General features: G+C 62.5%; 14 protein-coding genes. 13 read left to right on the top strand and 1 reads right to left on the bottom strand.

All coding sequences use genetic code 11. The features are described from left to right. The first annotated feature begins 31 nt into the window (after nucleotides 1–31). The 13 genes from ACX80A_RS04525 to rplI all read left to right on the top strand — a co-directional run bounded on the left by ACX80A_RS04525 (nucleotide 32) and on the right by rplI (nucleotide 10,625). Nucleotides 32–1,024 carry an ATP-binding cassette domain-containing protein gene (locus ACX80A_RS04525; RefSeq protein WP_459258494.1) on the top strand — a complete coding sequence of 331 codons (993 nt, stop codon included), beginning with the start codon at nucleotides 32–34 and terminating at the stop codon, nucleotides 1,022–1,024. Next, a complete protein-coding gene (locus tag ACX80A_RS04520; protein ID WP_459258493.1) occupies nucleotides 1,021–1,854 on the top strand; it encodes an ABC transporter permease in 834 nt (277 codons plus the stop codon). The genes ACX80A_RS04525 and ACX80A_RS04520 overlap by 4 nt, the downstream gene beginning before the upstream one ends. Before the next feature lie 15 nt (nucleotides 1,855–1,869). Next, complete coding sequence (locus ACX80A_RS04515; protein ID WP_459258492.1) at nucleotides 1,870–2,628, top strand: ABC transporter ATP-binding protein; 759 nt, start codon at nucleotides 1,870–1,872, stop codon at nucleotides 2,626–2,628. Then, nucleotides 2,625–3,380, top strand: coding sequence for an ABC transporter permease (locus ACX80A_RS04510; protein ID WP_459258491.1), 756 nt, complete (start codon nucleotides 2,625–2,627; stop codon nucleotides 3,378–3,380). The genes ACX80A_RS04515 and ACX80A_RS04510 overlap by 4 nt, the downstream gene beginning before the upstream one ends. 149 nt (nucleotides 3,381–3,529) lie before the next feature. Further along, the gene (locus tag ACX80A_RS04505; RefSeq protein WP_459258490.1) at nucleotides 3,530–4,477 is read left to right on the top strand and encodes an ABC transporter ATP-binding protein; all 948 of its coding nucleotides are present in this window, start codon (nucleotides 3,530–3,532) and stop codon (nucleotides 4,475–4,477) included. A 2-nt stretch (nucleotides 4,478–4,479) separates the two neighbouring features. Further along, nucleotides 4,480–5,343 carry an ABC-2 transporter permease gene (locus tag ACX80A_RS04500; RefSeq protein ID WP_459258489.1) on the top strand — a complete coding sequence of 288 codons (864 nt, stop codon included), beginning with the start codon at nucleotides 4,480–4,482 and terminating at the stop codon, nucleotides 5,341–5,343. A 35-nt stretch (nucleotides 5,344–5,378) separates the two neighbouring features. After that, on the top strand, nucleotides 5,379–6,656 hold the full coding sequence (locus ACX80A_RS04495; RefSeq protein WP_459258488.1) for a sensor histidine kinase: 1,278 nt from the start codon (nucleotides 5,379–5,381) through the stop codon (nucleotides 6,654–6,656). Nucleotides 6,657–6,663: 7 nt separating this feature from the next. Then, nucleotides 6,664–7,383 carry a response regulator gene (locus ACX80A_RS04490; protein ID WP_459258825.1) on the top strand — a complete coding sequence of 240 codons (720 nt, stop codon included), beginning with the start codon at nucleotides 6,664–6,666 and terminating at the stop codon, nucleotides 7,381–7,383. 19 nt (nucleotides 7,384–7,402) lie between these two features. Continuing rightward, nucleotides 7,403–8,683 (top strand): M18 family aminopeptidase, encoded by a 1,281-nt coding sequence (locus ACX80A_RS04485; protein WP_459258487.1) that lies wholly within the window; start codon nucleotides 7,403–7,405, stop codon nucleotides 8,681–8,683. 169 nt (nucleotides 8,684–8,852) lie between these two features. After that, on the top strand, nucleotides 8,853–9,158 hold the full coding sequence (gene rpsF, locus ACX80A_RS04480) for a 30S ribosomal protein S6 (protein ID WP_459258486.1): 306 nt from the start codon (nucleotides 8,853–8,855) through the stop codon (nucleotides 9,156–9,158). A gap of 65 nt (nucleotides 9,159–9,223) precedes the next feature. After that, nucleotides 9,224–9,808: a single-stranded DNA-binding protein gene (locus ACX80A_RS04475; RefSeq protein WP_019482096.1), complete on the top strand. Its 585-nt coding sequence runs from the start codon at nucleotides 9,224–9,226 to the stop codon at nucleotides 9,806–9,808. Nucleotides 9,809–9,917: 109 nt separating this feature from the next. Beyond that, nucleotides 9,918–10,157 carry a 30S ribosomal protein S18 gene (rpsR, locus tag ACX80A_RS04470; RefSeq protein ID WP_005273147.1) on the top strand — a complete coding sequence of 80 codons (240 nt, stop codon included), beginning with the start codon at nucleotides 9,918–9,920 and terminating at the stop codon, nucleotides 10,155–10,157. Between the two features lie 18 nt (nucleotides 10,158–10,175). After that, complete coding sequence (rplI, locus tag ACX80A_RS04465; RefSeq protein ID WP_459258485.1) at nucleotides 10,176–10,625, top strand: 50S ribosomal protein L9; 450 nt, start codon at nucleotides 10,176–10,178, stop codon at nucleotides 10,623–10,625. A gap of 211 nt (nucleotides 10,626–10,836) precedes the next feature. Here the strand turns inward: rplI and ACX80A_RS04460 are convergent, their stop codons facing one another. Continuing rightward, nucleotides 10,837–11,487: a TetR/AcrR family transcriptional regulator C-terminal domain-containing protein gene (locus tag ACX80A_RS04460; RefSeq protein WP_459258484.1), complete on the bottom strand. Its 651-nt coding sequence runs from the start codon at nucleotides 11,485–11,487 to the stop codon at nucleotides 10,837–10,839. Between the last annotated feature and the right edge of the window lie 457 nt (nucleotides 11,488–11,944).

Below are 11,944 nucleotides of genomic sequence, written 5' to 3'. Positions count from 1 at the left end.
GCGGATTGCCTTGAACCTTAGGCTTGGTCGCATGACAATTATTGAGGCCAGAGGTCTAAAAAAGACCTATAAATCGAAGAGTGGCCCCGTTCATGCGCTGGACGGAATGGACTTGCTGGTGCCCCAGGGCACGGTCAAGGCGTTGCTCGGCCCCAACGGTGCGGGCAAGACCACGGTTGTGAAGGTCTTGACGACGCTGATCCAGCCCACCGAAGGCACGGCGTTTGTTGACGGCATCGATGTGCTCTCGAACCCCCGGGCGGCTCGTCGCATAATTGGGGCGTCGGGACAGTATGCGGCGGTCGATGAGAACCTCACCGGATTCGAGAACCTGGAAATGGTGGGACGGCTGTACCACCTGGGTGCCAGGACGGCGAGGCGTCGCGCTCAGGAGCTGATCGACCAATTCGAGCTCACCGAGGCTGGCAACCGCCCGGTCAAGGGTTTCTCCGGTGGAATGCGCCGCCGAATCGACCTGGCTGGCGCGCTGGTTATCAACCCGAAAATCCTGTTTCTCGACGAGCCCACCACGGGCCTTGACCCACGGAGCCGGCTGGCACTGTGGCAGATCATCAAGAACCTGGTCAAAGACGGCACCACTCTGCTGCTTACCACCCAGTACCTCGAGGAGGCCGATCACCTCGCCGATGACATCGCGGTGATCGACGGCGGTAAAGTCATCGCCGAGGGCACCTCCGATCAGCTGAAGGCGCAGATCGGCGGACACCGGGTGGTCGTGGCACTCATTGACGAGACCGACGCCAGCGCTGCCAGGGGGATCCTTGCCCGCCACGGTGAGGGAGAAGCCCGGGTGTCCGGCGACCGCCGCAGCGTTGAGGTAGCCGTCACGGACGGCCCCCGCGCGCTGCAGTACGTGCTGGCGGACCTCGGTCAGGCAGGCATAGGCTTGCACGACGCCGGGATGCGTCGCCCCACCCTTGACGACGTGTTCCTCAAGCTCACCGGCCACACCGCCGAAAAAGAGCAGGATGCGGACGCAGCCGAAATGGAGAAAGCCCAATGAGTGTCCTCACCAAGCAGACCTACCAGAGCATAGGCACTCCGGCCGGTCAGTTGCTCTCCGACGGATGGATTGCCACCCGTCGGAACCTGATCAAGATCAAACGCGTGCCGGAGATCCTGGTCTTCACCATCCTGCAGCCAATCATGTTCGTGTTGCTGTTCAGCCAGGTCTACGGCGGAGCGATGAACGTCTCCGACTACACCAACTTCCTGATGGCGGGCATTTTTGCGCAGACGGTCATTTTTGGGTCGACCTTTTCCGGAGCCGCCATGGCACAGGATCTCAAGGATGGCATCATTGACCGGTTCCGCACGCTGCCCATGAGCCCCGCAGCAGTATTGATTGGTCGCACCAATGGGGACCTGGTGATCAACAGCATCTCGATGCTGATCATGATGGGCACCGGCTGGATAGTCGGGTGGAGGGTCACCACCTCGGTCTGGGGCTTCCTCGGTGGCGTGGCCATTCTGCTCCTCTTCAGCTACTCATTCAGCTGGGTGATGGCACTGCTGGGCATGAGCGTGCGAAGCCCCGAGGTTATTAACAATGCCTCCTTCATGATCCTGTTCCCGCTGACCTTCATCTCCAACGCGTTCGTTCCGATCCACACCATGCCCGAGGTGCTGAAAAACATTGCCGAGTGGAATCCGGTCTCCGCCCTGGTGGAGTCGGCACGGCAACTGTTCGGCAACACCAATCCGGACTTTCCGCCGCCCACCGCCTGGACGCTTGAGAACCCGTTCATCACCATCTTCGTGGGGATCGCCTTGATGCTGCTGATCTTCGTGCCCCTGTGCATCCGAAAGTTTGCGTCAATTAGTTCAAGGTGAAGGTCAGGAGCCGTTATGGCACCGCAGCGGACCAATCAGCGTAACGCGGTCGAGATTTCAGCACTGACCGTGACGCGTGCCAAACGAGACGTCCTCAAAGACGTCAACTTCAGTGTTCCTGCGGGCCGGATTACCGGACTGCTCGGGCCGTCGGGCAGCGGAAAGACTACGCTGATGCGGACCATCGTTGGCGTGCAGCGCATCACCTTCGGCACCGTGTCGGTCCTGGATCGGCCCGCCGGCGATCCAGCGCTCCGCCACGAGGTCGGCTATATGACCCAGGCGCCCAGCGTTTACGCCGACCTCACGGTCGAGGCGAATGTCGGCTACTTTGGGGCCATGCACGGCAGGAAGCGCGCCGATACTACCGAAGCGCTCGCCGTCGTCGGGTTGACCGAGCTCGCCCGGCGAAAAGCGTCGGACCTCTCCGGCGGCCAGTTCAGCCGGGTCTCCCTGGCGTGCGCCCTGGTGTCAGCGCCGCGACTGCTCATCCTCGACGAGCCGACCGTGGGCCTGGACCCGGTGCTCAGGGTCGATCTATGGCAGCGCTTTGCCGACCTCGCCGCCAACGGCACCACCTTGTTGGTTTCCAGCCATTCAATGGAGGAAGCCGCGCGGTGCGACTTCCTCAGCCTCCTCCGCGGTGGTCGCCTGCTCGCGCACCTCACCCCCGAGGACCTTCGACGACGGGCTAGAACGGATAACCTCGAGTCCGCTTTCCTTCGGCTCATCCGCGACTCGGAAGCCGAGTCCGCCGCAGGAGGCGCACCATGAATCCGCGGAGCCTGCTCGCTACCGCGCTGAGAGTACTTCGCCAGTTGCGCCACGACCCCCGGAGCATCGCCCTGATCCTGGTGGTCCCCGGGTTACTACTGACGCTGGTGTACTTCCTCTACGAGAATGAGACGGTTCCGGCGGGTGCGCCGCGGACGTTCGACCGGGTGGGATTGATGATGCTGGCCATCTTCCCGTTCGTGGTGATGTTCCTCGTCACGTCCATCACGATGCTCAGGGAACGCACCTCCGGAACCCTCGAACGGCTGCTCACCACCCCAATGCACAAGGCCGACCTGCTCTTCGGCTACGCCGTCGCGTTCTCATTGATGGCGGCCCTGCAGGCAATGGTCGCCACCGGGGTGGCCTACTGGATTTTCAACCTCGACATTGCTGGCAGCCCCGCGTTGGTGGTGTTGGTGGCCGTAGTGAACGCTGTACTCGGGGTTGCCCTGGGCCTATTGTGCTCGGCGTTTGCCCGCACCGAGTTTCAGGCAGTGCAATTCATGCCGGTGGTAGTGGTCCCGCAAATCCTGCTGTGCGGGTTGTTCGTGGCCCGGCACCGGATGAACGAAACGCTCGAGGCGGTGTCCAATGTGCTGCCCCTGACGTTCGCGGTTGACGCATTGCTGGAGATCGCCGGCAACGCCGAGGCCACGCAGAGCATGTGGAATGACGTGTCGGCTCTGGCCGTCATTGTGCTCGCCGTGCTGACTCTTGCTTCGCTTACCCTCCGCCGCAACACAGCGTAGAGGGCTGATTCCGGCTAACCCCTCATCCAAAAGGTGTACCGGAAGGAGGGCAAACATCATCCCAGGGAGCGGCGACCGGGCGGGGTGCAATCCGTACGGTAGAGAAAGGCCCATCAACGGGCATCAAAAGCTATTTTAAGGACGTAGCCATGATTGAGGCACGAGGCCTGGCGAAGCGCTATGGGTCCAAAACGGCGGTGGACAGCGTGTCATTCACCGTTCACCCCGGCAAGGTAACCGGCTTCCTTGGTCCCAACGGCGCCGGTAAGTCGACCACCATGCGGATGATTGTCGGACTGGACAACCCCTCCACGGGCACTGTCACGGTCAACGGGCGGCGCTACGCCGATCACCGTGCCCCGCTCCGTGAGGTGGGCGCCCTCCTGGACGCGAAGGCCGTCCACACCAAGCGCACCGCCTACAGCCACCTGCGCGCCATGGCGGCAACCCACGGTATTCCCAACAGCCGGGTCAAGGAAGTCATCGAAATGACCGGGCTGGGCCCCGTCGCCAAAAAGCGGGTCGGTGGGTTTTCCCTCGGCATGGGTCAACGCCTCGGCATTGCCTGCGCCCTCCTGGGCGATCCCCGCACGGTGATCCTCGACGAGCCGGTCAACGGACTTGATCCAGAAGGCGTCCAGTGGGTCCGCCACCTCGCCAAGGGGCTCGCCGCCGAAGGGCGCACCGTGTTCCTGTCCTCCCACCTGATGTCGGAAATGGCATTGACCGCCGACCACCTGATCGTGATTGGCCGCGGGCGGATCATCGCCGACGCGCCCATTGAGCAGATCATCTCCGATCAGGGTCAGACCCGCACCAGGGTCCGCACCGACAACCCGGGCGAATTGATCCGTGCGCTCGCCGGCGACGGCGTGACGTCGAAGCAGTTGGAACCCGAACTACTTGAGGTCACCGGGGCAGATTCCCACCGTATCGCCCGGGCTGCCCTCGACAACCGGGTGCTGGTTTACGAACTCACACCCCTGCAGGCCTCCCTCGAAGAGGCGTACATGCAACTCACCAACGATTCAGTCGAATACCACTCGCATGACCTCCCGCAGACAGCTCAGACCGCCGGCGTCGGGGAAGGAAAGTAGCCATGTCTCACACAGCAGTCACAGCGCCGCCGCGCCGCGCAACCCAGGGTAGCGGCGTTAACTTCATGCGGACTCTCAAGTCGGAATGGATCAAGCTAGTTACCCTTCCCTCAACAGTCATCATGCTGTCCATCACGGTCGTGGTGATGATTGGACTCGCTGCCCTCTTCGCCTGGCAGACCACTGTCCTGCTGGATCTCCAGGGAGACCCGGAGATGGCCGCCCAGATGCAGGGGGCTCCGGACGCCGCCTCAATCACCAGTACCATCCCAGGCTCCGGACTGATCTTCGGCCAGTTGCTGATCGGCTCGCTCGGAGTTGTCTTGATCGCCTCCGAATGGGGCACGGGAATGATTCGCTCCACGATGGTGGCCGTACCAAAGCGTATTCCCGCCCTCCTCGCCAAGCAGCTGGTGTTCGCCGTGGTGGCTTTCGTCGTCGGCGCAGGCTCTGCCCTAGTCAGCTACCTCATCGCACAGCCCATCCTGACTCCATCAGGACTCGAGTTCAGGCTAGGTGACGAGGGCGTGTTGATGCACATTATCAACACCGGTTCGGTGCTCGCCCTGATGGCCGTAATCGCCATGTCGATTGGAACCTTGCTCCGCAACACGGCCGGCGGGGTGGTCACCACGATCGGTTTGCTACTGATCCTCCCGATCCTCGTTGCAACCCTGCTGGCGGGTATCGCCGACTGGATTCCCGACGCCGCCCGCTTCCTCCCCAGCAGCGCCGGCGAGCAGATGGTGGCCATCACCATTGCCGACGGGGCACTCCACCAGTGGCAGGGGGCACTGGTGCTCGGTACCTGGGCACTGGTGCTGCTGGCAATATCCCTGCTGGTCACCAAGCAGCGGGACGTGTAAGACGCCCGTCCGCGACGGCCCGATAAGCTCACTCCATGAGTGAAAAAGTCTCGGTGGAAGGGGCGGCGGAGCGAACGGCCGCCGCCTCCTTCACCGAACTCAACGCGAAACGGCTCGGCCCGTTCCGACGCTATTTCCGGAGCCACCCCCGGGTGACCGATGCCCTGGTGGTTCTGATCTACCTCGCCACCAGCCTGCCGCAAGCGATCACCGCCACCGTCATATCAGATCAATGGCTCGCCCTGATCCCCGTCGTTACAGCTGGTGTGGTCCTCTTCTGGCGCAGGCACCGCCCGTTAATTGTCCTGGGTATGCTGGTAGGCCTTGAGTGGATGAGCCTTTTCACGTCGGAGGGCCAGGCGAGCGTCGGGATCGGCGTGTGGTTCGCCTCATACGCAGTGGCCGTGCGGCATCCTTTCCGCACCGCGCTCTGGGCCCTAACTGGGGCAGCACTGTTTTCGATTACCCCCCTTTGGTTTGTTGATGCACTGTTCGTCGAAGAGGCGCCGTACCTGGTCTGGATCGTGATGGGCTTCGTCCTGATGTGGTACTTCCTCGCGATCGGGTTCGGGGTCACTACCCGCCGGGGTCGGCAGCATGAGACTGCACTCCGCGACTGGGCCATCCGCAACGCCGAACTTGCGTCCGCGACTGAACGCAACCGGATCGCCCGGGAGATGCACGACGTCGTCGCGCACTCCCTGTCGGTGATGATCGCCCTCTCCGATGGAGCTGCCGTCGTGATGAAGCGGGACCAGGACCGCGCCCGGGAGGTACTGGACGAACTCTCAGCCAGCGGACGGACGGCGCTAGCCGACATGCGCCGGGTGCTCGGAGTGCTGCGTGAAAGCCCGAATGCCGCGCCGCGGGAACCACTGCCGGCGGCCGGGTCGCTGTCAACGCTCCTCGACGGATTCCGGGTAGCCGGGTTGCCCATCCGCCTGGGTCTCTCGGGTCCGGGCTTGCCTGATAACCCAGCCTTCCAACTCACCGTTTACCGCATCATCCAGGAATCCCTGACCAACGTGCTGCGGTACGGCAAAAGCGTGACCATCGTCGATGTAGCGATTGCGCGCACCGGCACCATGGTCAGAGTGCGGGTGTCCGACGACGGCCGCGGCAGTATGGGGCCGGTGGTCTCGGTTGGATCGGGGCAGGGAATTGCTGGAATGCAGGAGCGGGCCTCCATCTACGCAGGGACTATTAGCTGCGGTCCGGGACCCGAGAACGGGTGGGTGGTTGACGCGCGCCTGGTGATCCCCGAAGACCAACAATCCACCAATAGGGGAGCACCACGTGTCCAAAGAGCCTGATGAGCTTATGGTCGACGAGCCAGGCGCCGGCGACCCGCCGCCCAGTGACCACCTCAGAATCCTGCTCGTCGACGACCAACCCCTGCTGCGCATGGGTTTCCGGCTCATCCTTGAGGGCGAGGACGGCGTCGAAATTGTTGGCGAAGCATCCGACGGCGCTGAGGGGGTGCGGCTCGCGACCTCCCTCGCACCCGACGTCGTGCTGATGGACGTCAGAATGCCCATCATGGACGGGATCGAGGCGACCCGGCTCATCACCGCGTCGGGCTCCGGTTCACGCATCATCATCCTGACCACCTTTGATCTTGACGAGTATGCCTTCGCGGGTCTTCAGGCCGGCGCCTCAGCCTTCCTCCTCAAGGATGTGGCCCCGGCCGAGCTGGTCCACGCGGTACGGGTGGTCGCCAGCGGGGACGCAGTGGTGGCGCCGCGGGTGACCCGCCGCCTGCTGGAAACCTACGTGCGGTCGCTGCCATCCCAGGCGGCTCCGCCCTCCGCCGATCCGCTGTTGGACGACCTGACTCCCCGGGAACGGGAAGTGCTGGGGGCTATCGCCGAGGGTCTCTCCAACGCTGAACTCGCCCACAAATTCTTCCTATCCGAGGCCACAGTGAAGACCCATGTACGGAGGATCTTCACCAAGCTGCACCTGCGGGATCGGGTGCAGGCAGTGGTCTATGCCTACGAGTCGGGCCTGGTGGTCCCCAGCCAGAGTCAGGATTACTGAGGTTGATAGGCTCGGTTCCATGACCGCCCTCCAGCACATCACCGATCTCGGCAGCTACATCGGCGCCTCACCGTCGAGTTTCCACGCAGCGGCCGAGGGTGCCGCCCGGCTGGAGGCTGCAGGGTTTGTCCGACTGGACGAAACCGACGCGTGGGCCGCGGAGACGGGTAGATTCCTGGTAATCCGCGACGGCGCCCTCATCGCCTGGGTGACTCCCGCCAACGCCACTCCTATAACCCGGTTCCACATCCTGGGCGCGCACACCGATTCGCCCGGGTTCAAACTGAAGCCAAAGCCGACCACCGGGCGGCACGGCTGGCTGCAGGCCGGCGTCGAAATCTACGGCGGACCGCTGCTCAATTCCTGGCTAGACCGTGAACTGGCCCTCGCCGGCAGGCTGGTGACCCACGACGGCGTCGAGCACCTCGTCTCCACAGCACCCCTCCTGCGGTTCCCCCAGCTCGCCATCCACCTCGACCGCGCGGTCAACGACGGGCTCACCCTGGACAAACAGCAGCACATGAATCCTGTCTGGGGACTGGGAGATCCCCGCGAGGCGGACGTCCTGGAGTTGTTGGCCGACTCGGCAGGGATTGCTGCGGCTGACATCGGTGGGTACGACATCGGGGTCGCTGACGCGCAGGAGGGTCAGGTTTTCGGCGCCGATGGAGCGTTCTTCGCCGCCGGCCGGCTCGACAACCTGACCTCGGTACATGCCGGCCTGGTTGCTCTGATCGCCGCGGGGGAGGCCGGTTTGATGGACGGACCGATCGCCGTGCTGGCCGCGTTTGACCACGAAGAGGTGGGCAGCGCCTCACGGTCCGGGGCCAGCGGTCCGTTCCTTGTAGACGTTCTGCACCGCATTTCGGGTGGGCTGGGCGCGGGCGCCGAAGAACGCAGAAGGGCGTTTGCCGTCTCATTTTGCGTTTCAGCAGATGCCGGTCACGCGGTGCACCCCAATTACGCCGAACGCCACGACCCAGCGAACCGTCCCATTCTCGGCGGCGGTCCGCTCCTGAAAATCAACGCCAACCAGCGGTACACCACCGACGCTCCCGGCGCCGCCTACTGGGCGCGGCTGTGTGACGACGCGGAAGTGCCGTACCAGGAGTTCGTCTCCAGCAACGTGATGCCGTGCGGCTCCACTATCGGCCCGCTGACGGCCACCCGGCTCGGCATCCGGACGATCGACGTCGGCACCCCCCTGCTCTCCATGCATTCGGCTCGTGAACTGTGCGGGGTCGAGGACCCCCACCGGCTGTCTCGCGCCGCCGGACTGTTCTTCACGTCCCCCGCGTAGCGAGTTATCCACACGGTTCGGCCGGGCCCGGAATCTCCGGTATTATTGCTAAGGCTGTGCTGACGTCGGTGCCCGGAAGGGGAACCAGGCGTCAGGCAGGTCAACGCAAACAGAACCTCCTGTTACGGAAAGACCGTGACCGTTTAGCCCAGAGGAGGTGGGTTCACAAATGCGTGCATATGAATTGATGGTAATCATCGACCCCGATGTCGAGGAACGTACCGTTGAGCCTTCGCTCGACAAGTTCCTGAATGTCGTCCGCAATGGCGGCGGCACCGTAGACAAGGTAGACCTGTGGGGACGTCGTCGCCTGGCCTACGAAATCAAGAAGAAGGCTGAAGGTTTCTACGCTGTAGTCAACTTCACCGCAACGCCGGCGATCGCTGCCGAGCTTGACCGCCAGCTGAGCCTCAACGAGACGATCATGCGTACCAAGATCATCCGTCCCGAGGAGCAGAAGGTCACCGCCGAATAGTTTCGGCTTGGCTTCACAGTTTAGGACCAGGCCCACCACGGTGGGCTGTGACAGTAGGAGGCACCATGGCAGGCGAGACTCTCATTACGGTCGTCGGTAATCTCACCAGCGATCCCGAACTTCGTTTCACCCCGTCAGGCTCGGCCGTGGCTAATTTCACCATTGCGTCGACGCCGCGGACCTTCGACCGCCAGTCCAACGAGTGGAAGGACGGCGAAACGCTGTTCCTCCGCGCGTCAGTATGGCGTGAAGCGGCAGAGAACGTTGCGGAAACCCTGACCAAGGGAACCCGCGTCGTCGCTCAGGGTCGTCTCAAGTCACGCTCGTACGACACCAAAGAAGGCGAAAAGCGCACCGTCATGGAACTTGAGGTGGACGAGATCGGTCCATCTCTGCGCTACGCGTCAGCCAAGGTCACCCGCACCCAGCGCTCAGGCGGTGGCGGCGGTGGTGGTTTCGGCGGCAACAGTGGCGGTAACAGTGGCGGCGGAAACAACTCCAACTCAGGTTGGGGTGGCGGCCAGCAGGGCGGTCAGCAGGCGCAGCAGCCGGCTGACGATCCGTGGGGCGCACCCGCAGGAGGCAACTCCTCCGGGGGTAATTCCTCCGGCTGGGGCAACGGCCCGGACTCGTCCGAGCCTCCCTTCTAACCCTTCTTTATCGGCAGGACCGCTCCGCTTTCGGTAGCGGCAACCCGTCAAGTAGTTCCCATCCCGCAGAATCGTTCTGCGGGCTCCACCAGACATAAGGAGCACCACGATGGCTAAGGCTGAACTTCGTAAGCCCAAACCAAAGTCCAATCCCCTGAAGGCCGCTGACGTCACAGTCATCGACTACAAGGACGTAGCGTTGCTGCGTAAGTTCATTTCCGACCGCGGAAAGATCCGTGCCCGCCGCGTCACCGGTGTCACCGTGCAGGAGCAGCGCAAAATTGCGCAGGCAATCAAGAATGCCCGTGAAGTTGCCCTCCTGCCGTACTCCGGCGCAGGCCGCGGTTAAGGAAAGGAACCCAACCCAATGGCAAAGCTCATTTTGACCCATGAAGTAACCGGTCTTGGTGCTGCAGGCGACATTGTCGAGGTCAAGAACGGTTACGCACGTAACTTCCTTCTTCCCCGCGGCTTCGCCCTCACCTGGACCAAGGGCGGCGAGAAGCAGGTCGAGTCGATCAAGGCTGCCCGCGTCGCACGCGAGCACTCAACGCTCGAGGACGCCCAGAAGCAGGCAGCTGCTCTCTCCGCCAAGCCGGTCCAGTTGACCGTCAAGGCCGGCGAGTCCGGACGCCTGTTCGGAACCGTCAAGGCTGAAGACGTGGCGAAGGCCGTCGAGGCCGCAGGCCTCGGCACCATCGACAAGCGCAAGGTAGAACTGCCCGCCCACATCAAGTCGGTCGGTACCTACCAGGCGAACGTCCGTCTGCACGACGACGTCTCAGCAGTAATTGACCTGAACGTCGTCGCAAACTAGCTTCGACGCTCGCTTCGAGAACGGCTAAAGGGGCTCCCGCCTAGTGGGGGTCCCTTTTGCTGTCTCCGGCCAACTTCTCCTGCTCGTCTGTCTCGTCCGCCAGGCCCGCCAGGTGGAGCGCAAAACCCCGAACTGACCATTAGTGCCTGGACGCGGTTCAGCGCGAAGGATAGAGCCGGAACGTATCTAACCCATGGGTTTATTGAACTACTCAGAGCGGTCGAGGTTCCGAAGTGTGGAGTTGCGCCTGAAGTCCCTGAAGGAGAATTGTGATTCCCTGATCGAGTTCGGCTTGTCCGTCGTAGTCCAGCAGTAGAGATGCTAGCCGGCGGAGGTGGGGAAAGTCCTTTTTCGGTAGCCGGTGCAATCCTAGTCGTAGTCCGAGCTCGTCCTCATCGGGATTAACCACAAATTCTTCGAGCTCATTGAGGATGTGTCCGATCAGATAACCGTAGTAGGCGCGATAGGCGTGGAGTGCGTCCGCCGGCCTGAACCCGGCATCACTGAATACTGCGAGTATCTGCTCAAGGGGGCGTAGTGCGCCGAGAGGGCGGAGCCCTAATGGTGTGGAAAGTGGACGCGTCACGAGGAGCGGGACAACGTGGGGATGCTTTAGAACCAGAGTCCGGAAGTCGTGGGCGGCATGCCGGAGTTGGTCCTGCCACGAAGGTGACTGACCGGCCCTCGGAATAACCCATTGATCCAGCAAGAGCTCAGTCAGGCCGTCGAGCAGTGCATCTCGATTCGCGGCGTAACGGTACAGCGCCATCGGATCCTTGCCCAGCTTGTTCCCGAGGCGTCGCATTGTCAACGACTCAAGGCCGTCCGCGTCGACCAGCTCAAGGGCAGCTCGTAAGACCACAGCACGGCTTAGCTGAGACCGACGGGTCCCAGTATTGGATGATGGATCACTCCCCTTGTGGGGCTCCTGGAACGATCCAGCGGGGTCCCCGGATCCAGGCAGATCGACGATCTTTCTTGGTTCATCCATAGACTCCTCGAATCCCCTTCGCTAAGTAGGCTTGCTATTTTGGATCTACATTGTAGACTCTATGGTGTAGGAGCTACAGCGTAGACAAACCGATTGCAACATCCTTTGGAGCTTACTCCACTCGAATGCAGCTCTTTCGCCGAGGCAGTATCTATCCACACGGAAAAGTCCATTTTTACCATCTAGCGTGCAGCAGTATTTACCGTCGGGCATTCTAGTTCTAGTTAGGGAAATCATGAGTTCGTTATCGGCAAGAACGATGGACGGGACTGGTCTCAGTGAAGTGCTCGCAGCCGCTTGGCCACCACCGGCAGTTTGCCTGATTAGC

It is taken from the genome of Arthrobacter sp. TMN-50 (assembly GCF_054511125.1).
This window is presented reverse-complemented; position numbering and strand designations above follow the sequence as displayed.